Genomic DNA, 23,363 nt, shown 5'->3' on the forward strand with positions numbered 1-23,363 from the left:
TCATACCTGTTGCCTTCGAAATCGCATACAGTCTCTTACACACGCTCTGCGCGTGACGATCCTGTCTGCGTTTTCGAAGAGCTTATTTAATAACTGTATAAGCTACGGATTGCTCCGTGCTTCGCACTCCCGCAATCCTACAGGTATTCGGATTTCGCGCCTTCGCGCTTCATCCTCATACCTGTTGCCTTCGAAATCGCATACAGTCTCTTTCACACGCTTCGCGTGTGACGATCCTGTCTGCGTTTTCGAAGAGCTTATACAGTATAAATCTCTTCTATTTCTGTGTATCCTTCTGCCGTCAGCTGTTCTTTCTGGAATTTTTTATTTTTCTTCATGACCAGAAGATTCACGGTCTTGCCTTCTGCTCTTTCCTGCATGGCTCTGCGGACTGTCTCCTGAATCTTCTCTCCGGAGCATTTTTTCTCGATGAGGTACGCCTTCTTCACAGCAGTTCCCGGAACCTGATATCCACGTTCCAGGAGCAGCATGACGATCCGCTCAAAGCCGATGGAAAAACCAACAGCGGGTACCGGCTGTCCGATGAACTTTCCGACCATCTCATCATACCTTCCGCCGCCTCCGACGGAGCTGCCGAATTCATCCATTGAGATCTCAAAGATCGGACCTGTATAGTAGGACATACCCCGCACAAGTGTCGGGTCAAATTTCATGCGGAAATCAGCGGTTTTGACCGCGTCGACGCTGTTCATAATGGTGATCAGACCGTCCGCGTATTCCGGGTCCAGGAAGCCCGTCAGCTTTTCCTTTGCCGTCTTCACCCCTGCGGCGTCCGGAGTGATGATGCGGAACAGCTCCAGATATTTGTCCACGGATTCTTTTTCGTATCCGGATTCCAGAAGTTCCTTCTCCACTCCGTCCATCCCGATCTTGTCCATCTTGTCAAGGATAATGAAGACCTCGTCGTAAGATCCTTCCGGAAAACCGCTGTACGCTGCCATTGCTTTCAGAATGCGGCGGTCATTGATGCGGATCGTAAAGTTCCGGAAATCCAGTTTCCCGAGCAGTGTGGTCGTGGCAAGAATAAGCTCGATCTCAGCAAGATTCGAGGATTCACCGAGGATGTCAATGTCACACTGTCTGAACTGACGGAACCTTCCTCTCTGAGGGCGGTCAGCCCGGAACACGTTTCCGGTCTGAAGCGCTTTGAAAGGGCTCGGAAGTTCATTCGCGTTGTTGGCATAAAAACGGGAAAGCGGCAATGTCAGATCATATCTGAGTCCGCTGTCCACGAGATCCGCCTCAGATTCCGCCTCTGCCAGCTTCAGTTTCTCACCTCTCTTCAAGATCTTGAAGATCAGCTTCTCATTCTCTCCGCCCTGCTTGCTGTTCAGATTCTCAATATGCTCCACACAGGGAGTTTCGATCGGCGTGAAGCCGAATCTGGAATAGGTGTCGTTGATCAGACCAATCACATAATTGCGGATTTCCATCTCCCGGGGGAGAATATCCTTCATTCCTGTCACAGGTTTTTTTGTAAGCTTCATAATTTCTTCCAAACTCCTCTCACTTCCGGCCGTACCTCAGGCAAGGCAATGCTGCCGTCCGGACTCCTGTGCAGAACCCGCTGGAATGCCAGAAAAACTTTCAGATTATACTTTTCCACTTCTTCAATCATCATTTTCATAGCGGTTTCGGGCGGAAACGCACTCCGATAAGGACGATCCTGAATCAATGCACAGAATACATCACAGACACGGAGAATGCAAGCCCCCAGCGGGATATTGGACCCCTCCAAGCTCTCCGGATAGCCGCTGCCGTCCATATTCTCATGGTGGTACAGGACTTCCCTGCAGATCTCCTCTGAGAAGCCGTGGCGCTTCAGTATTTCGTATCCAGCCTTCGGGTGCTGCCGGACAGAATTCATCTCCTCCACCAGCATACAATCCCTTCCCTGCGCCTCGTTCGAGATCTGAGCTTTTCCGATATCGTGGAAAAATCCCGCGATGATCAGATCTTCACACTCCCTATCAGACAGTCCAAGCTCACGGCCGACCTCATACGCAAGACTGCTGACATTTTCTCCGTGTTCCAGCTGTTCAGACATGTTCGCGCCAAACAGATGACGGGTATTGTGATAGGCGGAAATCTTGTTCTGTGTCTTGGATCGTTTCGGCCCGTTCAGCACCTTTATGTCCGCTTTTTTCTTCCCGTTCTTCGTCTTGTCCCGGTCTGACGTTTTCTGCCCGTCATGCGCCTTGTGCCTGCCTGACGTTTTCTGTCCGTCCCGCGTCTTATTATGAGTGTCTGACGTTTTCTGTCCGTCTCGCGTCTTATGCTTCTTCTTTGGATTCTTCTCTTTCCCCTTTTTTCCGTCCTTCACTTCACCGGATTTGCTGTCTTTCTTCTTCATACCTTGTATTCACTGCCTCAGATAAGAATCAATCCCAATTTTCTTGCGCCGGCACATCTCCTCGATACGCTCTGTATAATTCTGAAGATCCTTTACATTTTCGGCGCGCTCAATCCGATTTCCATCCTCAAAAACAAATTTTGTGGAGGCTCCGGAACCGGCTGCCAGAATACTCTGTTTTTCTTCCATGATCAGAATGTTGTAGATCCCCGCCTTGCCGGGCTTGGCATATCCGACATTTTCGAAATTTCCCGCCATATTCTTGTAGCGGTACAAATAATAGGGGCTCATTCCCATCTCTTCTGCGCAGGCCTGCGTGCGGTTCATAATTTCCGTGGAATTGCGGAAGGAGATTGGTTCATACTCCTCCTTGAAGAGATTCAGCCGCGTCGCGCGTTTCAGCGCAAGCGAATGTATCGTGAGGCTGTCGGGATCCAGTTTCCGGATCTCCTTCAGCGTGTGGCTCACCTCGTCTGCTCCCTCCCCGGGAAGACCGACGATCAGGTCCATATTGATATTGTCAAATCCCATTCTGCGCGCGAGCCGGAACTTCTCGATTGTCTCTTCTACCGTGTGTTTCCTGCCGATCAGATCCAGCGTCTTCTGATTCATGGTCTGCGGATTGATGGAAATGCGGCTCACCGGATATTTTTGAAGCACGCGGAGCTTATCCTCCGTGATCGTATCCGGACGTCCTGCCTCCACGGTAAATTCTGCCAGGTGATGCAGATCAAACTCCCGGTCGAGAACCGACAGCAGCTCATCAAGACGCTCCGCCGAGACCGAGGTCGGCGTGCCGCCGCCGATATAGACCGTGTCCAGGGTAAAATCTCTCATCTCGTCAGCAATAAATGCCAGCTCCCGGTACATGGCATGAAAATACGGCTCCTCCATTTTCCGGCAGAGATCCAGCCGGTGCGAGCCGAACGAACAATACAGACAGATGGTCGGACAGAAAGGAATGCCCACATAAAGGCTGTAGCCCTTCTTGAGGTGCATCCGGTCGAGGATATCCTTCTCTCTGTGTATCACAGAAAGAGATAGCCGGATCTTACTGTCCGATGTGAAGTAATTCTCCCGCATTTCGCGGCTGATTTCCTCATCGGTCCGGCCCTCCTCCAGGAGCTTCATCGCGATCTTTGTCGGGCGTATGCCCGTAAGATCCCCCCACGGCAGCGTAATCCCGGTTGCGTCCGATAAAGTCCTGTAGATAAGCTGCTTCAGCTCATTCTTCGTATGAATCCTGTCATCCGGATCCGAAAGGGAACATTCCTCCCGCCTCGAGCCATAGGAAAAGGAGACGTACGTTCTGTAATAGGTGATCACAAAATCCTCGTCAAAATCCCCCTCGGGACGCTCCTCTCCCTCGTACCATATTGTAATCTCCGATAAGGGAAAAAATGCCCTGATCAGGTTGTAGACATCGTATTCATATACTCGTTGATTGAATTGCAGCGTAAATCTGGCAGGCACCTTTCACCTCATTTCCGGTCACCGGGCGAGCGGATTATACTTCCGTTCACGGGCAATCGTCGTAAACATCTCATGGCCGGTATACACGGCGGTATCCGGCGGAATTTCTCTCAAAATGCGTCGAACGCTTTCCTCCATATCATGGCTGCTTCCGGTCGGAAGGTCTGTTCTTCCGTAGGATTCACAAAACAGAGTATCGCCGCTGAACAGCGCTTTCTCCTCTGGAAAATAATAACAGCAGCTCCCTTTGGTATGTCCCGGGGTGTGATATACGTGAATCTCAAAACCTGCGAGCCGCAAAATGTCTCCGTCCTTCACATAACGATCCGCTTCAGCCGTTACCGGAGAGGCCCAGGAGGCAGACAGATTCTTCGTCGGATCCGTCAGAACCTCTCTCTCATGCTCCTCCGCATACACCATGATTCCATATTTTGCACGAAGCGCCGCACAGGCGCCGATGTGATCAAAATGGCCGTGTGTCAGCAGAATAGCCGCCGGCTTCCCGTCCATCTCTCCGATTTTCCGGGCGATCCGGTCCGGGCTGTCCGCAGGATCCACCACCAGAAGTTCGCCGGTTTTCTTGTTTTTCACCAGATATACATTGGTCTGGACCATGCCGAGAACCATGCTCTGTACTTCCATCTCAGACATAAATCTTCTCCTGCTCTGTATAAAATAAGATTTTCATCCCTTCTGCCGCTCTACATCCAGAACATTTGGTATCTGACGAAGCTTCTCGGTAAGATCACGCAGCTCATTTGTGCTTCTCACATGGAAGGTCATATCGATAGTAGCCGTGCCCTGCTTGCTCGTCCGCACATTCATCGCCGATACATCGATGTCGCGTTCGGTAAAAATCTTGGAGATATCAACCAGAAGTCCCGTGCGGTTGTTCGCGTAAAGCACGATGCTGACAGAATAAGACTCTCCCTTGTCCTGCTCCGGTGCCCATTCCGCTTCGATCAGCCTGCTTCGTTCCGCCTCCGGGAGGTTCATGATGTTGATGCAGTCTGTCCTGTGGATGGTAATCCCCCGGCCCCGCGTTACAAATCCGACGATTTCGTCTCCCGGAATCGGGCTGCAGCACTTGGAAAAACGCACCGCGACGTCATGAATGCCCCGTACAGTTATCCCGCCCTTGTGCTTCAGAACCTCAGGATCATTCACACCTGCCTTATCCTGAGACTGCGCGTTCGCCGCGGCCGCGTCCAGAACATCCTGATCGGTCATCTGCATCTTGCGGTCCCGCTCCATGCACTCAACCAGCTTGTTCATGACCTGGCCTTCCTTCAGGCCGCCATGTCCGATCGCCGCCAGAACGGAATCCCAATCCTGAAAGCCATACTTGTGCATCACCTTTTCGATGTAAGCCGGCTTCAGAAGATCGCTGATCGTCCGCCCCTTCGAATGGGCATAACTGGTCAGAAGTTCCTTCCCGCGGAGAATATTGTCTTCCTTCTTCTCTTCCCGGAACCATTTGTTGATGCGGTTCTTCGCCTGTGTGCTCTTCACGACCTTCAGCCAGTCTCGGCTTGGTCCCTTTGAGTTCTGCGAGGTTATGATCTCGACACGGTCGCCGTTATGAAGCTCGGTCTCGATGGGAACAAGCTTACCATTCACTCTGGCACCGACCATCCGGTTCCCGACCGCGGAATGTACCGAATAGGCAAAGTCAATGGTACACGACCCCGCCGGCAGTGTCTTCACATCGCCGGCCGGTGAGAACACATAGACGTTTTCATTGAACAAATTCAGATCACTTTTCAGAAGGCTCATGAACTCTCTGTTGTCCGACAAGTCCTGCTGCCATTCCAGAATCTGACGCAGCCAGTTCAGTTTCTCCTCTTCCTGCTCAGGCCCCGGCGTCTTGCCGTCCGATGCCTCCTTATATTTCCAGTGCGCAGCGATACCATACTCCGCCACCCGGTGCATCTCGAAGGTCCGGATCTGTATCTCAAACGGGGTTCCGTTCGGTCCGATCAGCGTCGTATGAAGAGACTGATACATATTCGGCTTCGGCATGGCAATATAATCCTTGAAGCGTCCGGGAACCGGGGTATACATCTCATGAATGACCCCGAGAGCAGCATAACAGTCCTTCACCGTCTCCACAATGATGCGGACCGCAAACAGATCGTAGATCTGATCCAGCGTCTTGTGCTGATTGACCATTTTCTTGTAGATGCTGAAGAAATGCTTGGCTCTTCCGTAAATCTGTGCCTCAATTCCGGCATCTTCAATCTGAACTCTTACTTCCTCGACGATTTCCTCAACGAAGGCTTCACGCTCGGATTTCTTCTGATTAATCTGGTGCACCAGATCATAGTATGCCTCCGGCTCCAGATATTTCAGAGAGAGGTCATCCAGCTCATTCTTGATTTTCGCAAGACCGAGTCTCTGCGCGATGGGAGAATAGATATCGATCGTCTCTCTGGCCTTTTCCAGCTGCTTCTCAGGCCGCATATACTGCAGTGTCCGCATGTTATGCAGGCGGTCCGCCAGCTTGACCATGATGACGCGGATATCCTTCGCCATAGCCAGAAACATCTTGCGCAGATTCTCTGCCTGCTCCTCCACCTTGTCAGCCGAATAGCTCAGCTGACCGAGCTTCGTCACGCCGTCTACGATCAGTGCAACTTCATCGCCGAAAAGTTCGGCGACCTGTTCCTTGGTAAGCACTGTATCCTCAACAACATCATGAAGCAGCCCTGCGGCGATGGACTCCTTATCCAGTTCAAGATCCGCAAGAATGATGCCAACGCAAAGGGGATGAATGATGTACGGCTCGCCGGATTTTCTCTTCTGATCCTTATGAGCATCCGACGCAACCTTGTATGCCTTCTCAATCATGGACAGATCCGTAGAAGGATGGTATTTTTTGACGCTCCGGACCAGTTCCTCATAGAGCTTTTCCGGAGACGAGAAATCTTCCATGGTCTTGAGGCTTGCATCAACCTCTGCCACATCCTTCTTCAGCTTTTCATCTTCCCTGCGCAGCTTCTCTCTATCGATCGGATTTAATTTCTGCGTGTTCTCCATATGATGTTCTCCAGACCCCGCATACCGGAAAAGCGGGGCAAAATGCCTTTCACACGTTTCCCCCGCTATCGCAAAGCTCCTGTAAACAAAAATCAGCCGCGGAAATTATTTTCCTTCATAAATAATGGCAGAATCAATATCATACTTTGACAGGCGCTCTCTTCCCTTAAGTCCGGCAAGCTCCATGACAAAAATCATTTTGACCACTTCTCCGCCAAGTCTCTCAACCAGATGCGCGGCTGCCTCGATCGTGCCGCCGGTCGCAATCAGGTCATCGACAAGCACAACCTTCTGCCCCGGCCGGATGGAATCCTTATGGATTTCGATCGTCGCCTGACCATACTCAAGATCGTAAGTCTCCGAAATTGTCTCCCTCGGAAGCTTGCCCTTCTTGCGGATGAGCACAAAAGGCTTGTGCAGGTTATACGCAATCGGCATACCGAAGATAAATCCCCTGGATTCAGTTCCGGCGATTACATCCACATCCAATCCTTCAAGAAACTTCTGAAGTGTATTAATGGCAAGCTGCAGGCCGTCCGCGTCGTCAAGGATACTGGTGATATCTCTGAACATAATACCCGGTTCCGGAAAATCCGGAATTGTAGTTACATAATCTTTTAACTCTTTCATCCTGTTTTATCTCCTGTTCTGTCTTCTTCGGGTAACCGTAAACCTCAGTATAGCATCAAATTTCTGCCGCCGCAATATTTACTGCCCTCATGTACAGACGCCGTTACCCTTGTTACTGTTTCTGTAACGAGACAAAACAGTCATTATCCTCAGCGATAAGACAAAATACGTACCTGAAGACGGTTTCTTCCCTGCCAGGTATCAATTTCCGGATAATAGGTAACCGAGATCGTCCGTCCGGATGCGTTGCGGACGAACTCGTCTGCATCACCGAACCAGATCGCATCAATCCTGTATCCGTTCCGGTCTGACAGCTTCATCTTGCACACATTCCGGTTTTTCCCAAATACTCTGGGCGACTGAATTTGCATCTGACTCTCCGCGAAAACAGGCCGGCTATTCCCCTTGCCGCACGGCTCCAGCATTTTCATCTGCCGGATCAGATCCTCCCGTATGTAGGAAACCGGCATTGCAACATCGATGACCGTCTTTGGCGTCAGCTGCTCCGGAGTGAGGGTACAGACCTCGTTAATTCTTCTGCGGAATTCCCCGACCTTTTCTGCAGGAAGAGACACGCCTGCAGCCATGGGGTGCCCGCCGAATTTTGTAAATACATCGCGAACCCTGCAGAGTTCCTCATACATCGAATAGGTTTCAATGGAACGTCCGGATCCTTTGACCTCATCGGTACCGGTAAGTACAAAAGCCGGCCTGTAGTAATGCTCCCTCAGCCGTCCGGCGATGATGCCGGCCAGGCTCTGATGGCATTCCGGAAGATATACCACAAGAACCCGGTCCTTCTTCAGATCGGAGTTCTCGACCATCCCGAGTGCCGTCTCCAGTCCCTCTGCCGTCATATCCTTTCGGCTGGCATTCAGGCTGACCAGATCGGCTGCCAGCTCTTCCGCTTCCTTCCGGCTGTCTGTCAGCAGCATCCGAAGCGCCCGTTCGGCGCTGTCCAGCCTGCCACTCGCATTCAGGCATGGTCCGAGGATAAAACCGATGTGATAGGTTCCGATTTCCTCCTTTTCCAGCCCGCATTGCTCTGCGAGTGCACAGAGACCCGGATTCGCAGTCCGATGCAGACGTTTCAGGCCCTCCCGCACCAAAATCCGGTTCTCATCTGTCAGATCCATCACATCACCGACGGTTGCAATCGCCGCGAATTCCAGAAGTTTCTCCTTCTCCTCCTCACGGTTCGCGATATCTGCCTGATCATACATGTAACAGATCAGCTTAAATGCAACTCCTGCTCCGCAGAGACCGTCAAACGGATAAGAATCATCTGCGCGGTGCGGATTGATCACCGCATCTGCCGGAGGAAGCAGATATTCCGTTTCTCCATTCTCCGTCTCCCGAAATGGGATGGCATGATGATCCGTCACGACAGCCTTCATTCCGAGTTCATGGGCCAGACGGATCTGTTCTGCCGCGGCGATGCCATTATCACAGGTAACAATCAGATTAATGCCGTCCTCATGAGCGTCCCGCACAAGGCTTTCATTCAGACCATATCCGTTCCGGATACGGTCCGGTATTCTCACGGACACATCCGCTCCCAGTTTTCTGAGACCGGTGATCAGAATGCAGGACGACATGATTCCGTCGATGTCATAGTCTCCGATAATCCGGATCTTCTGCCTGTCTCGAATTGCGTCAAAGATGACTCTGCTGCCTCTCTCCATGTCCTTCATGCGTGACGGATCATACAGGTCGGACAGCCTTCCGTCCAGATATTTCCGGATTTTTCTATCCGCGACTTCCGGATCATCCTTTTCCGTAAAGACATCGCGATTACGAATCAGCCGCACGATAACCGGATCCAGATGAAGTCTTTTCCCGATACCGCTAAAATCCGCCCGTTTTGCGGCGACCACCCACTTCTCTTCCATTCTTCTTTCCTTTCGGGGATTGTTTGTGTACAGTAACGGCCATACGTTACATCGTGCCACACACTGTATAAGCTACGGATTGCTCCGTGCTTCGCACTCCCGCAATCCTTACAATAAGGCAGGCACCCGGACCCTGTCCGGATGCCTGCCGTCTGTTCTGCTGTCGGACGGAAGCCACCGCTCTCGTCCTCTCAGAGTTTTATTATTCAGAACTTTCTGTTTCTGCCTTTCTTCGGCTTCACGCTCGAAAGCTCACTCCTGTCCTTTTTGACATGTTTCTTTCTGCCGGTCCCGGGAACATCCGAAGAATCTCCCGATGCCTTCTTCTCTCCTCCTGCGGTCCTGCCTGACGCTCCCTGTGCGGCGGGTGCAAGATCGTTCCTGCCGTTCCTGGTCTTCATCATGTACCAGAGCGGTCCAGTGATAAAGATGGAAGAATACGCGCCGGCTACCAGACCGATAATGATCGGAAGCGCAAACGAACGCACCGAGCTTACTCCCATGATAAACAGCACCACAATGGTGATAAGAGTTGTGATGTTGGAGTACAGGCTTCGGGTCAGCGTCTGTGTAATGGACGCGTTAACGATTTCCTTGTAGCTGGTTCCCCTCATGATCGGGATATTCTCACGGACACGATCAAAGATAACGATGGTCGAGTTGATGGAATATCCGAGGATCGTAAGCATGACGGCGATGAATGTACTTCCCACCGCAGCTCTTGACCACACGTAGAAGGCAACGACTACCAGGATATCATGACACAGCGCCAGAACCGCGCTGGATGCGAAACGGATATCACGGAACCGGACAAAGATATAGAAGAGCATGCAGATAACGGAAATGATAACCGCAAGAATAGCATTTCTCCTCATTTCTCCGGAAATCGTGGAGGAAATATTCTCCGCTGTAATCTTTGACTCATCGATCGTGCTGAAGTTCTTGGCAAGGGCATCATTCAGCGCCTGCCTTTCGTCGGCATCAAGCTCTGTGGTCTTGATCACGACCTGGTTGCTGCCGGATATCTTCTGGAACTGTACGTCGCTGTTGCCGGTTACTTTCGAAACCACCGGAGCGACTTCATTGTCCAGGTCGGTCAGACTCATCTCCTGTCCGAAATCAACCGTAGTAGCAGTTCCGCCGATGAAATCCAGACTGTAATTCATCGCGCGCTTTCCCTTTGCACTGTACATGATCATGCCGACCGGTACAGAAATCATCAGGATAAGGCCGATGGTCATGGTAACGGCTCTCTTCTCAACGAAACGGAAGTTTTTCTTGTGTGTCGTTGTTCCGTAGAAGCGCGTATTCCGGATTCCGACCCCGTAAAATGCGTAGCTCAGCCATCTGGAGATCGCAAGAGCCGTGAACATGGAAAGGATTGTTCCGATTGCCAGTGTCGTAGCAAATCCGCGGATCGTACCGGTTCCCATAATATAAAGCACAGCAGCCGCGATCAGAGTAGTGATCTGTCCGTCAAAAATTGCGGAAAACGCCTTGTGGAAGCCGGCCTTCAGCGCCCGATAGAGAGTTACACCGGTTGCCAGCTCTTCTCTTACACGCGTGTAAATGATGACATTCGCGTCCACTGCCATTCCTATGGTCAGAATCAGACCCGCGATACCAGGCAGCGTAAGTGTCAGATCAAAGGCGTTCATGAAGCCGAGGTCAAGGAAGGTGAAGATGACCAGAGCCCAGGCGGCCGCCACACCCGACATCCGGAAAATGATGATCATAAACAGCGCCACCAGCAGAAGTCCGATGATGCCGGCAGTAATACTCGTTGTCAGTGCCTCCTGACCGAGAGACGCTCCGACTACGTTCGAGTAAACCTCCTTCAGTTCCAGGGACAGAGAACCGATACGGATGAAGGACGCAAGCTTCTGTGCCTCCTCCAGAGAACTCATGCCGGTGATCTGTGCCTTTCCGCCGCTGATCTCATTCTGTACGGTCGGCGAGCTTACCGTCTGACCGTCGTAGATAATGGAAATCTGCTTGCCAATGTTCGCAGCGGTTGCCTTCTGGAATTTCTCTGCTCCCGCGCTTGTCATCGTCAGCTCAACGACATACTCTCTCGCACCTGTACTTTGATTCGTCGTGGATACGCCTTGTGCGTCCGCGATATCCGTACCCTCGAGCACCGTGTTGCCGCTCCCGTCCTGGAATGTCAGGGAACCCGGTGTTCCGAGTGCGTCCAGAATCTCATTCGCGTTTGTGACGCCCGGAATTTCGACGTTGATCCGGTTAAGTCCCTGCTGATATACATTCGCCTCGGTGCTGTATGTAGTCACCCTCTGCTGAAGTTTGTAGATGGTGTCCGACATGTCCTCCGCGGACGGATTAGATTCCGTCGCCTCATATGTGATGCTGACGCCTCCGGAAAGATCAAGTCCGGTCCGGATATTCTTCATTGCTCCTGTGTGGTGGCTTCCCCATCCGAATATTACCGTATATCCGAGAAGCACTGTAAGAACGGCTGTGATAATCAGCACCGCTACGCTCTGTTTCTTTTTCATCTCTTTTTCCCTCTTGTTACAATATCTTTTATAAATCTTTCCCGTCTATTTTCATCTCGGTGTTGCCCTCGTCATCCGCAAGAGCGGCCTTGATCATCAGTGCGCACTCTACCCGCTTTCTCTGAAGCTCGCAGCCGATTCTGTAAACGTCGTTGATCCCCCCGGTAAAATTATAAGAATTCGCCGCGCAGCCGCCGGAACAGTAAAATCTCGAGAAGCATGCCGTGCACTCCGGCTTGGAATATACATTTACCTTCTTGAATTCCTGTACAAGATCCGGACGGATAATTCCCTCATCCACATTTCCCAGAATAAAGTCCGGATTGCCGTCGAACTGATGGCAGGGATAGAGTTCTCCCCAAGGGGAAACCGCCAGATATTCTCCTCCGGATCCGCAGCCTGAGAGCCTCTTGTACACGCAGGGCCCGCCGGAGAGATCAATCATGAAGTGGAAGAAATTGAAGCCTCTTCCCTCCTTCGCGCGCCGGATCATCTCCTTTGCGAGAATATCATACTGCTCGCAGATCTTCGGAATATCCTCTTCACGGATCGCGTAATCCTCTGAAGGCGGAGCCACAACCGGCTCCATCGAAATCTGCTTGAAGCCGAGATCCGCAAGAGAAAGAACATCCGCCGCAAAGTCAAGATTATAATGAGTAAAAGTCCCTCTTACATAGTACTTGTCCTGATGTCTTCTCTCCGCCCATTCCCGGAATTTCGGGATGATGACATCATAGCTTCCCTTTCCCCCGCGGAAGGGCCGCATGTGATCATGAACCGATTTCCTGCCATCCACGGACATTACCACATTGCCCATCTCACGGTCACAGAAATCCATGATTTCTTTATTGACAAGGACACCATTCGTGGTCAGTGTGAACCGGAACTTCTTGTTGCATTCCTTCTCTCTGGATCTGCCATATGCAACGAGATCCTTGACCACCTGCCAGTTCATGGTCGGTTCTCCGCCAAAGAAATCCACCTCAAGATTGTGCCGGTTTCCGGAACTGCGGATCAGAAAATCCAGGGCCTTCCGTCCGACCTCGTATGACATCAGTCCGCGCTTTCCGTGATATTCGCCTTCATCCGCAAAACAGTAGCGGCAGGCGAGGTTACAGTCGTGAGCGATCTGAAGGCACAGAGCCTTCACTACAGTAGGACGCTCCGAAAAATGCTCGATGGCTCCCCGGTAGGAATCCTCTGAAAACAGCATCCCCTGGCGTTTCAGCATATCACATTCGCTGAGTGCCTCCGAGATATCTGACGTATCATATCTTCCGGAAAGCTCCTGCTGGATCTCATCCGCACTCTTTCCCTGATCCATCCGTTCAAGGACATCGTAGGTGAGATCATCAATGACATGAACCGATCCGCTGTTCACGTCCAGGCAGATATTGTATCCGTTGTTTTTATATAAATGTATCAAAAATGCTCTCCTAACTTTCATCTGGTCTTACAAGAAGAAGGTGTTCCCGCTCCGGCTGGAACAGGAACACCTCATCATTGTACTTGTTCGGTTATGCAAAAATTACTTCGCTGCATGCTCGCAGGTCTGATTGCCTACTGTGCAGGATGTCTTGCATGCAGACTGACAGGATGTCTGGCACTCGCCACATCCGCCGTCTTTAACTGAGTTCTGAAGATTTCTTGTATTTAATGTTTTAATATGCTTCATTTTCTGCCTCCTCGTTATTCGCATACCTGTTTCCGGTATTTCCAATTGATTATATCATAGCAAAGACTGTTTTAAAAGGTTTTTTTATCTATGCTTCATCCGGGTTCATCCGGGTTAACAAGTCTCCTTCCGGTAAGCCTTCGCTCAATGGAAGGGGCAGTTCATACGGCTTGTTATTTACTATAGCCTATGTTAGAATTCGAATAAATTCAGGTGCATTTTAAAAATTTCACGCGAGTTGAAGGTCGTTCATGGAAGGCACCCGGATATTGACGCAGAAGCAAAATCAGCTGTGCCAGGCGGCAGAGCATTCCCATGCGGTAGAATATTTCATTTCCGGAGATACAGGAGGCAGAATGAGCGAAATCAAAGAAGTCCAACAGCTTGAGAATATACTTGACATGACGATAGATACAGAATCGGATCGCGATCTGGCAGAAGGCGCATCTGTTACCCTGAAAAAGGGAGAAGGCAGGACCTTGAAAAAGGGAGGCTTCTGGGTATTCGACAATGAGGTTGCCGCCGTTGCCGGAAGCTTCACGAACGGAGGCATTGTCTGCGTTCAGGACTTTGACGGGTATTTTATGGGCTATGGTTTTATCAATACCGTTTCAAGGATACGAATCCGGATGCTTACAAGGAGAAAGGACGAGAAGGTCACTCCCGCACTCCTGAAGGAAAGAGTCCGGGCGTCGTGGAATTACCGGAAGCAGGTGATTGATACCTCCAGCTGCCGGATCATCTTCGGGGATGCGGACGGTCTGCCCGGTCTGACCGTCGATAAATACGAGGACATCCTCGTTGTGGAATCCCTGGCACTTGGTATCGACCGTCTGAAAGATCTCATATTGAAGGCGCTAGTCGAAGTGCTGAAAGAGGACGGCATCCGGATCCGCGGCATCTTTGAGCGAAGCGATGCCAGGGTGCGTGAAAAGGAAGGGTTGCCGAGAATCAAAGGTTTCCTCTCTGCTCCCTTTGACACAAATGTCCGCATCACGGAAAACGGCATCCGCTATATAGTAGACGTTCGCGACGGCCAGAAGACCGGATTCTTTCTGGATCAGAAGCTGAACCGTAAAGCCATCTGGCCCATCTGCCGGAACGCAGAGGTTCTCGACTGTTTCACACACACCGGCTCCTTCGGACTGAACGCGGCGTCTGCCGGCGCAAAGCATGTCATCTCGATTGACGCGTCGGATACGGCGATCGAACAGGCGCAAAAAAATGCCGAAATCAACGGCCTGGCCGACCGGATTGATTATCAGGTTGCCGATGTCTTCGATCTCCTTCCGGAGCTCGAAAAAGAAGGCAGGCAGTTCGACGTCGTAATCCTGGATCCGCCCGCATTCACAAAATCAAGGAATTCAATCAAGGCTGCCGCAAAGGGCTACCGCGAAATCAACCTCCGGGGAATGCGCCTGGTAAAGGACGGCGGATTCCTTGCGACCTGTTCCTGCTCCCACTTCATGGATCAGGAGCTCTTTGCCCGGACTATTGCACAGGCAGCCAGAGATGCTCATGTCCGTCTCCGCCAGGCTGAATTCCGCACCCAGGCTCCGGATCATCCGATCCTGTTTGGGGCGGAAGACGACTCCTACTACCTGAAATTTTATATTTTTCAGGTACTTCGTGAGTACTAAAGCGTCCTTCAGCATGGATGGCTCAAACGCAGAGCTGCTGTCCTGTACTCCGCCTGCTCCGCTCACGTAACAGCTCAGACCGCGTACCGGGTGTCCGCTTAAGCACTGGGAATGGTACAGACCATGTACCGGATGCCTGCTTATCGCCAGGAATGGCACAGATCCTGAAACCGACGCCGGATCACAGATCTCCGGACAGTTCTTCTTCCGTGTGCGTATGATGTTCAATTCCCTCCTCCACAAGCATTTCTTCCTCCTCCGACTTCGGATGAAGGACGTGGCAGTGCCTGTGTGTGTGGTAAAACACCTGAAGCTCTTCGGCTTCATGCTCTTCATTAAAAAAGATATGCCGGTCCGCGAGATGTTCCGCGAGTTCCTCATTATGTGTCGCGATGATCATCGTTTTCCCTGCTTTCTTCAGCTTCAGAAGAAACGAAATCAGCCACTCCTGGGCGGGACGGTCCAGTCCCGCCAGCGGCTCATCAAGCACCAGGATCTCCGGATTCATTGAGAGGATACAGGCGATTGCGACCTTCTTCTTCTCGCCTCCGCTCAAATGATAGGGTGCCCGGTCTCTGAGCTTATCGATATCCAGAAGCCGGATCACATCATCTACCCGCTGCCTGACAGCTTCCTCATCCAATCCCATTTGCAGAGGTCCGAAAGCGATTTCCTCCTCGACATTTGAACAGAACAGCTGTATATCGGAGTTTTGAAAGACAAAGCCGATTTTCTGGTGAAACCACTTCGCAAATTTATTATTTTTCAGGCTCTCCTCGGAAATTTCTCTTCCCTCGAATAGGTAGCTCCCCTCATTTGCAAAAACAAGACCATTGATCAGCTTCAGAAGCGTGGATTTCCCACTTCCGTTCGCGCCCTCCAGAATGATGGTCTCTCCTCTCCGGATTTCAAGATTGATATACCGCAGCGCAATATGATCCTCGTACGCATAGCAGATATCCTTCAGCTGTAATAATGTATCATTCATCTATTTGTTCCTTTTTTTATTTCGTATCTGTCATAAATCGTTCAGGCTGCTGTTTCCAGAAAGAGAAATCCTGCGGTCACTGCCGCCATCAGAAAAATATACAGCACGTCTCTTCCTGCAAACAGATTTTTCCTCATAGAATAATACTCTCCCTCAAATCCTCTGCACTGCATGGCGCCGTACATCTCCTCCGCCATCTCTCTCGACCGCAAAAAGACGCTCCCGAGAACGCCGGACAGCGATCTGCTTTTATCCCTGTTTCTTCCGACGGATCGAAGCTTCATTGCGGTCAGCATATTCACGCACATGTCCCCGAGTATCACAATGTATTTCAGCGTGATGTCAAATGTGAAGATAAATATGTTCGGTACATGGAAGACTCTGAGTGCGCCTGTCAGCCGGTTCCAGGGAGTCGTTACCGACAGAAACGTCAGCATGCTGACAGAGAGAAACACCTTCAGGGAAACCGTGAGCATGGTCGACGGCTGTCCGAGGAATACCGCTGGGAGAAGGATCAGCATGCTCAGAAGCGCTGCAGTTATCCCGCTTCGAAGAATTCTTCCGAGCTTTTTCGCAGGAAGAAAACAATACCGCGCAAGGCAAAGAGCCAACATGCAATACAGAAAAAATGCGTTTGTGCAGAGCGCTGTCAGAACGATAAAGTACAGAATGTAGATAATTTTTACCGCCGGGCTTGCTCCCTGCGCCCGGATCTTCCCGTCCTCCCGCGCGCTGGACAGAACCCCAATCAGCTTCAGCATCGTTTTTGTGATAAAATTGTCCCGGTCTTCCGGCGGATCGTAATCCTCCTCTGCCGTAAGCCACTCGGGAATTTCATTTTCTTCAGCAGTCATATTATACTCACACTTCCTGATTATAGTCAGTCAGGCCTTCCGATCCCGTCGAACAGGCCTGACAGTCATTTTAACCCCTCGCGTCCCGTTTGTACAGCAAACGCCCAAACAATAAATGTGCTGCATACTGTATTAAGCCAGCTGCTCCGCTGCTTCGCAGCACTCGCAGCAGCCACTTGTGGCCGGCTTCGTCGATCTGCTGCAGCGTTCACTCCGCCCCTTCACACTGTGTGAGCGGATATGGCTCACCGCCCAAAGACTGTGCGGCAGCAGAAATGAGGATCCGACACAAAGTCGCGCGGATCCTCATTCCCGGATATTCTATTTTCTCTCAATCCGCGGATGCCCCGGATACTTTCTTCTTGTGAAAGTCTACCGTCTCCTTCATCGATGCCGCAATGATTCGGAAAATAATGATCAGAAGAAGCACTCCGATCAGTGCGGAAAGAATGTATCCGACTGCATCCGGAAGCCCAGCGATGGAATAATCCGGCAGCAGCGCCTCCAGGGAGAAGCCCTGTGTCATTCCGGCCGGTGTATAGCCGAGTGCTTTTCCGCCACTGACAACCGACGCGATCTCATCGGCGCCCCATTCTCCCCATGCCGTTCCCGTAGCCAGAAGTCCAAGCGGCACCGCACAGATCAATGCCGCCAAAAGGATCGCCAGCGGCTTTACCCCTGCCTTCTTGGCCGTCTGTTCATGTGACGCGTCCGGCAAGATCCCCGGTGAAGTGCGGAGTACATATGCCAGCACAGCAACAGTGAAGATCACCTCGACAATGCCTGCGATAGTGAGATGTCCGAGCATCATTGCCGGTATTGCGATGTTCAGTCCGTACGGGCAGTACAGAGCCTGACCGGACGCCGTGTGGAAGAGCGCAGGCTGGATGCCGAACTCAACGGCCGCGCAGAACGCCGCGGCATTGATGCCGATATAGCTTCCGACTCCTGCAGCCACAAGCCTTCCCTTTTCGGAACTGGTCCGGCTGCGGATCAGACTGTAAATTGCATATCCGAGATACGGAAGGACAAAGGCCATATTGAAGCAGTTGGCCCCAAAAGCCAGAATCCCGCCGTCACCGAAAAGCAGTGCCTGTATCAGCAGAGCGATCGTCACCGAGATACAGGCCGCATTCGGGCCGAGAAGCAGCGCAATCAGCGTTCCCCCTACCGCATGTCCCGTCGTGCCACCAGGCAACGGAACGTTGAACATCATTGCAACAAAGGAGAATGCCGCAGCCACCCCCATCAGAGGCATCTTTGTCTTCGGAATCTCCACCTTGATCTTCTTCACCGCATGTACCCAGACCGGAATCATCACTGCGGTCATCACCGCACAGGTCTGTGGACTTAGATAATTTTCTGGAATGTGCATAAAAGAATCCCCCGTGTCAACTACATATTCCGGCGTGCGGACAGTACCTGCATCACCGTTCACACACAATGATAGTCCCTGCTCCGGTAAAAAAGAAGCTGGGTGGGGGGTTATTTTTTCAGATATTGAAGAACATTTTCGAATGCCTCCATGCAGGTGTCAATGATCTCCGCCAGATCATAGGTGCCGAAAGCCGCCGGAAAATTGCTGGAAAACAGAATCTGTGCCGTTGGCGCAAACTCCTCGTCCCCTCTCCAGAATAAGAAACGAATGGACAGTCCGTCCAGAAATTCAAATTCCCATGCCTCATCTGCGCCGTGAATATGCTCCGCGCCGATATATTCCATAATATCCCCGAATTCATCCAGATGGCTTCCAAACCGTCTGGCAAGACGGCTCAGGCATCGTTCCTCAAACTGCCGCGCATATACCTCGCCGCTGGGCAGTTCCCGGAATGCCATAAATTCCCCATTCTGCGGAAACACTGTCGCGTGAAGAAGATATCTTCCGATCAGGATTCTCCCGGAAGGAAGGCTTTCGAGCCGGTATGGATCCTCTCCATCAGCAGCCTCGATCCTCATGCCGGGATGCGAGACATAGTATTCCTTCCCCATAAAAGAGACGCTGAACCGCTCAAAGATATAGTCAAAAGGAAGTCCGAGTCTGTTTGCGATATGTGTAGGCTCCGTCTCTGCATATTGAGCCTGATAATGCCTGAACAGTTCCTCTTCGGAGACATCTGTCCCGTTCTCTCTGTCGAATGTACTCATTTTCATTTATCCTCACTTGATAAATTGATCAATTGCTCTGTTCAGCTCTTCGATTTCCTTCATGTCTCCGCTCTCAATGGCATCAACCATGCAGTGTTCCAGGTGATCCTTCAGAATCACCTTGCCTGTACTGTTCAGTGCGGACTTGACCGCGGCCAGCTGAATCAGAACATCGCTGCAGTCCCTGCCCTCCTCTACCATTCTCTTCACCATGGTAAGATGGCCGATTGCCCTGGAAAGACGATTGACTACCGCCTTCGTATTCTGATGCGTATGCGTGTGTGTATGCGTGATCTCGGTTCCGTCCTCCAGCAGATGCGTGTGCCGGACATTTGACAGAACGGTGTCTTTCTTCTGCTCCGTCATTTTTCCTCCCTTGTGTCCGATGTTCTTCCCAAAAGATAACGGGTCGGCCGTGAAATCCTCAGGTTCACGCGGCAGACCCGTCTCTCTTTTCGTTGCATGACTTCTTCATCCAAATTTCCTCATCCGAATCTCTCCGATAAGGGTTTGATGATATTAAATTTAAATGGTGATAATGCTGCCAAGATCGATATCCTGGCTCATCGTTCTCCGAAATTCCAGATATTCCTCGTGATAGACCGCATTTCTTCTCTCTCTGACACGATGGATCAGGGTGATCGTCAGCGCCCAGAACAGAAGGAATGTCCATACAAACAATACCATGAACGGCGTGATGATATCAATATATCCCGTCGCCGCATTTCCTGCAGCGACCGTTACCGCGGGAGTGGTGCTCTGTCCGCTGCCTCCTGCAGTACTCACATTCTGCTGTTCTGCCGCAGCTGTATTCCCGGATACCGTCTGCGTGCCCGCAGAACCGGAAGCTGCCTGTGTGCCCGTGGATGCGGATGCTCCTGCGCCTGAACCGGCCGCTGCAGAAGAAGTAACGTTTCCGGCGGATGCCGATGACGACGAATTGCGGACAACCGTTCTGCTCGTTCCTCCGCCTACCAGATCGCGCCCGGCTGCAAATACGCTTGTTGCACAGCCAAACATGCTTAATGTAAGTGCAATAGTGATTAATATTTTTGTAACTTTCCTTCTGGCCCCTCTCATTGTAATACTCCCTCTTTCCTCTGTAAAACCAGTCGGGAATCCCTTATATTCTCTGACTGATACCGATTATATCACAGTTCCCGCAGCAAAAAAAGCCTTTATTTTAAGGCTTTTTTACTTTTCTGTCACATCATGTACAGGTAGTGGCATCTGCATGCAGTCACCACAAGATCTTGCGTAACAACACGTAAAATCCATTAATATCTCTGTAACAAAATTCCCGGGCGAACATGCCCGGGAATCGGTTATTTACGCGAACAGTGAGCCGCAGCCGAATGCGAAGTATTCGTGTGCGGCGAGCGTCGCGATAGCGAGATAAAACTCGCGCAGCGTGTTTTATCTCGTTGCGGCAGTTTACACTGCAAAAATTTATTTTTCGCTACACGATCCTGAAATATCGAATCGGATATTCCTTCAGCGCAGATCTTAAGCTTATCTTTGGCTGCCCGATCTTGAAACATCAAACCAGATATTGCGGCAATGCGAACTGCGAGAGGGATTGTGCGAAGCTACTCGATTTCATTGAAGCGCTGCACGAGGAGTCCTCAAGCACCGGGAAATTTCTCTCATAATCAGTGATAGATCCGGATCAGCCGCAGGAATTTCACGATTCTCCCTCCCATCGGGAACCGGTACATCTCCTCCTCTGTTGTCTTTGAAATGACGACATAGGATACGAGATAGACAACAATCGCAACCAGAATCGCCACAAGCAGACCGATGAACGGTCTCCTCGTAAGATGGAACAGCGCCGTGTAGATGAGCCAGGCGACAGCCCCCATGATCACGGACGATGCCAGAGGCTCCACATATGTTTTCCGGATCTCGTGCCTTGTTCTTAAGTGTTTCTTCATGGACAGAATGTTCAGGAAGCAGCATACCAGCGAGAAAATGATATTGGAGAGCATAACCGCATAAATATCAAGTCCGGGTCTTGCGAACAGCATAACCGCGAGAGAAGCCAGATTGACAGCAAGCGAAATTCCTGCATTGACCAGAGCCACATGCTGCTTTCCGATTGCCTGAAGCACACCTCCCGTCACAATGGAGAAGGAATCCGTCACAACGAAGACGGAACCGGCGAAGAGCAGCTTCTCCGCCAGCTCGCTCGCCGACGGAAAGAGCACGCCCATGATTGGTTTCGCGAGAACCGTCAGTCCGATCATGCACGGAATGCAGATGAACATCGTCAGACGAAGTGTCTGATTTACCTGGCGGTTCAGCTCGTCGAGCTGACCAATTGCGTATTTCCCTGATACCTCGGGCATCATGGCAGAGGTACTGGCGGAGGCCATCGCCAGCGGAATCGAGACAAGGGGAACATAATAATTGCTGTATTCTCCGTAGGCAGCAGATATGGAATCCGCAGACATTCCGTTAAATCCCTGGATCGCGGAGTACAGATAGCTGTCCGCATACGCGCTGCAGTTGTAGATAAATGAGGTGAAAATAATCGGCGTAATCATCAGAACAAGCATCTTCAGGATTTCCTGGTAACTCTGTTCTGTGGATCTGCGGTCGTGTGCGATTTTTCTCCGGAAATAGCCTCTGTTAAGCATATACACGAAGGTCATGAACAGAAGTCCGACCAAAACTCCCGCACCGGTTCCGATGGTTCCGCCCATGGCTCCGTATATAGCAGCTCTCGTACCGCCCTCCGGCGCAAGATTGCGGATCAGAATCCATGCCGCCAGAATGCTGACGATCGCGTTCATGATCTGTTCCAGGATTTGCGAGATGGATGTGGGCGTCATCGTCCGGTGTGCCTGAAAATATCCTCTCAATACGCCGAGGATCGCGGAAAGAAAAATCGTCGGTGCCAGTGCGCGAAGCGCTGGAAGAGCATTCTGCTGGTTCTGCGGGAGAAGAATTGCACCGCCGAAAAAACAGATCAGCGCCGTGATACCTCCGACAATAACCGCATAGAGCATGGCTCCCCGGAAGACCTTATGCGCTCCCCTGTACTCCTTCTTTGCAAGCATCTCCGAGATGATCTTTGACGTCGCCATTGGAATGCTGTAGGAAGAGATCAGAAGAAGAATCGAATACAGATTGCTTGCGTATCCATAATATCCAAGTCCGACCGACCCCAGAATACTTCCGAGAGGTCTTCGGTAGAGAAGACCGATGACGCGTGAAATGATGGACGCGATCATCAGAACGGACGCGTTTTTTACGAGTGAGTTTGAATTTTTCTCTGTCATGGTATCCGTGCTCCTGCTAATATTTCCTGCTCCCGTGCCCGATCCGGCTGGTCTGTATCTCTCATCTCCCGGACCCGGTTCGGCCGGTCTGTATCTCTCATCTCCCGTGCCCGGTCCGGCTGGTCTGTATCTCTCATCTCCCGGACCCGGTTCGGCCGGTCTGCATTTCTCATTTCCCGGCGATGTTCTCGATCTGCCAGTCAATGGGCTCTATTCCGTTCTCCTCAAGATACCGGTTGGTCTTCGAGAAGGGTCTGCTTCCGAAAAAGCCCCTGTACGCGGAAAGCGGACTGGGGTGCGGCGACTTCAGCACGAGATGCTTCGGATTATAGATCATCTCCGCTTTTCTCTGGGCCGGCTTTCCCCACAGAATGAACACCATCGGCCTGTCCTGATCCGCAAGTACACGGATCGCCGCATCGGTAAACTCCTCCCACCCGATATTCCGGTGAGAATTTGCCTGATGCGCCCGAACCGTCAGAACCGAGTTGAGCATCATAACGCCCTGCTTCGCCCACTTGACCAGATATCCGTTATCCGGAATGTAACACCCGAGATCATCGTGAAGCTCCTGATAGATATTTACAAGGGAAGGGGGGATCTCAATTCCCGGCTTCACGGAAAAAGAGAGCCCGTGAGCCTGTCCCGGCTCATGATACGGATCCTGCCCGAGAATAACTACCTTCACCTGGTCCAGCGGCGTAAAATGAAAGGCATTGAAAATATCCTCTGCCGGAGGATATATCGTTCTCGTCCTGTACTCCTGACTTACGGTAAAAAAGAGTTTTCTGTAATACGGCTTGGAAAATTCCGGTTTCATGGCTTTTTCCCAGCTTCCGGTAAGACCTGCCAT

At 51.3% G+C, this 23,363-nt stretch carries 20 protein-coding genes; 1 reads left to right on the top strand and 19 read right to left on the bottom strand.

What is annotated here, in order from left to right:
• Positions 1-257 precede the first annotated feature (257 nt).
• From hisS to scfA, 10 genes are all read right to left on the bottom strand, one after another.
• Positions 258-1,508 carry a histidine--tRNA ligase gene (gene hisS / locus ACTQZS_RS09665; protein WP_441475618.1) on the bottom strand — a complete coding sequence of 417 codons (1,251 nt, stop codon included), beginning with the start codon at positions 1,506-1,508 and terminating at the stop codon, positions 258-260.
• The gene (locus ACTQZS_RS09670) at positions 1,505-2,374 is read right to left on the bottom strand and encodes an HD-GYP domain-containing protein (protein ID WP_441475619.1); all 870 of its coding nucleotides are present in this window, start codon (positions 2,372-2,374) and stop codon (positions 1,505-1,507) included. The genes hisS and ACTQZS_RS09670 overlap by 4 nt, the downstream gene beginning before the upstream one ends.
• A gap of 9 nt (positions 2,375-2,383) precedes the next feature.
• A complete protein-coding gene (gene hemZ, locus ACTQZS_RS09675) occupies positions 2,384-3,847 on the bottom strand; it encodes a coproporphyrinogen dehydrogenase HemZ (RefSeq protein ID WP_441475620.1) in 1,464 nt (487 codons plus the stop codon).
• 18 nt (positions 3,848-3,865) lie between these two features.
• On the bottom strand, positions 3,866-4,498 hold the full coding sequence (locus ACTQZS_RS09680; RefSeq protein ID WP_441475621.1) for an MBL fold metallo-hydrolase: 633 nt from the start codon (positions 4,496-4,498) through the stop codon (positions 3,866-3,868).
• A 33-nt stretch (positions 4,499-4,531) separates the two neighbouring features.
• Positions 4,532-6,886, bottom strand: coding sequence for a RelA/SpoT family protein (locus tag ACTQZS_RS09685; RefSeq protein WP_441475622.1), 2,355 nt, complete (start codon positions 6,884-6,886; stop codon positions 4,532-4,534).
• 105 nt (positions 6,887-6,991) lie between these two features.
• Positions 6,992-7,516 (bottom strand): adenine phosphoribosyltransferase, encoded by a 525-nt coding sequence (locus ACTQZS_RS09690; protein WP_441098728.1) that lies wholly within the window; start codon positions 7,514-7,516, stop codon positions 6,992-6,994.
• Between the two features lie 149 nt (positions 7,517-7,665).
• A complete protein-coding gene (gene recJ / locus ACTQZS_RS09695; RefSeq protein ID WP_441475623.1) occupies positions 7,666-9,408 on the bottom strand; it encodes a single-stranded-DNA-specific exonuclease RecJ in 1,743 nt (580 codons plus the stop codon).
• 206 nt (positions 9,409-9,614) lie between these two features.
• A complete protein-coding gene (gene secD, locus ACTQZS_RS09700) occupies positions 9,615-11,924 on the bottom strand; it encodes a protein translocase subunit SecD (protein ID WP_441475624.1) in 2,310 nt (769 codons plus the stop codon).
• A gap of 28 nt (positions 11,925-11,952) precedes the next feature.
• Positions 11,953-13,350: a thioether cross-link-forming SCIFF peptide maturase gene (gene scfB, locus ACTQZS_RS09705; RefSeq protein WP_441475625.1), complete on the bottom strand. Its 1,398-nt coding sequence runs from the start codon at positions 13,348-13,350 to the stop codon at positions 11,953-11,955.
• A 102-nt stretch (positions 13,351-13,452) separates the two neighbouring features.
• The gene (scfA, locus tag ACTQZS_RS09710) at positions 13,453-13,599 is read right to left on the bottom strand and encodes a six-cysteine ranthipeptide SCIFF (RefSeq protein WP_441098732.1); all 147 of its coding nucleotides are present in this window, start codon (positions 13,597-13,599) and stop codon (positions 13,453-13,455) included.
• A 401-nt stretch (positions 13,600-14,000) separates the two neighbouring features.
• Here scfA and ACTQZS_RS09715 point away from each other — a divergent pair, with 401 nt between their 5' ends.
• Positions 14,001-15,239, top strand: coding sequence for a class I SAM-dependent rRNA methyltransferase (locus tag ACTQZS_RS09715; protein WP_441475678.1), 1,239 nt, complete (start codon positions 14,001-14,003; stop codon positions 15,237-15,239).
• A 181-nt stretch (positions 15,240-15,420) separates the two neighbouring features.
• Here ACTQZS_RS09715 and ACTQZS_RS09720 read toward each other — a convergent pair whose 3' ends face one another.
• The 9 genes from ACTQZS_RS09720 to ACTQZS_RS09760 form a co-directional block, all read right to left on the bottom strand.
• A complete protein-coding gene (locus tag ACTQZS_RS09720; protein WP_441098733.1) occupies positions 15,421-16,227 on the bottom strand; it encodes an energy-coupling factor ABC transporter ATP-binding protein in 807 nt (268 codons plus the stop codon).
• Positions 16,228-16,268: 41 nt separating this feature from the next.
• Positions 16,269-17,081 (bottom strand): energy-coupling factor transporter transmembrane component T, encoded by an 813-nt coding sequence (locus tag ACTQZS_RS09725; RefSeq protein WP_441475626.1) that lies wholly within the window; start codon positions 17,079-17,081, stop codon positions 16,269-16,271.
• A 331-nt stretch (positions 17,082-17,412) separates the two neighbouring features.
• On the bottom strand, positions 17,413-18,456 hold the full coding sequence (cbiM, locus tag ACTQZS_RS09730) for a cobalt transporter CbiM (RefSeq protein WP_441475627.1): 1,044 nt from the start codon (positions 18,454-18,456) through the stop codon (positions 17,413-17,415).
• 110 nt (positions 18,457-18,566) lie between these two features.
• Positions 18,567-19,226 (bottom strand): DUF3786 domain-containing protein, encoded by a 660-nt coding sequence (locus ACTQZS_RS09735; protein ID WP_441475628.1) that lies wholly within the window; start codon positions 19,224-19,226, stop codon positions 18,567-18,569.
• A 12-nt stretch (positions 19,227-19,238) separates the two neighbouring features.
• Positions 19,239-19,592 carry a metal-sensing transcriptional repressor gene (locus ACTQZS_RS09740; protein ID WP_441475629.1) on the bottom strand — a complete coding sequence of 118 codons (354 nt, stop codon included), beginning with the start codon at positions 19,590-19,592 and terminating at the stop codon, positions 19,239-19,241.
• A gap of 159 nt (positions 19,593-19,751) precedes the next feature.
• A complete protein-coding gene (locus tag ACTQZS_RS09745) occupies positions 19,752-20,306 on the bottom strand; it encodes a hypothetical protein (protein WP_441475630.1) in 555 nt (184 codons plus the stop codon).
• Between the two features lie 572 nt (positions 20,307-20,878).
• Positions 20,879-22,510, bottom strand: coding sequence for a putative polysaccharide biosynthesis protein (locus ACTQZS_RS09750; protein ID WP_441475631.1), 1,632 nt, complete (start codon positions 22,508-22,510; stop codon positions 20,879-20,881).
• Complete coding sequence (locus ACTQZS_RS09755) at positions 22,507-22,683, bottom strand: hypothetical protein (protein ID WP_441475632.1); 177 nt, start codon at positions 22,681-22,683, stop codon at positions 22,507-22,509. Before ACTQZS_RS09755 ends, ACTQZS_RS09750 begins: the two co-directional genes overlap by 4 nt.
• Entirely contained in the window at positions 22,680-23,363 is a 684-nt protein-coding gene (locus tag ACTQZS_RS09760) for a uracil-DNA glycosylase (protein ID WP_441475633.1), read from the bottom strand. The genes ACTQZS_RS09755 and ACTQZS_RS09760 overlap by 4 nt, the downstream gene beginning before the upstream one ends.

Source organism: Bilifractor sp. LCP19S3_H10 (genome assembly GCF_052119185.1).
Classification (GTDB): Bacteria; Bacillota; Clostridia; order Lachnospirales; family Lachnospiraceae; genus Bilifractor.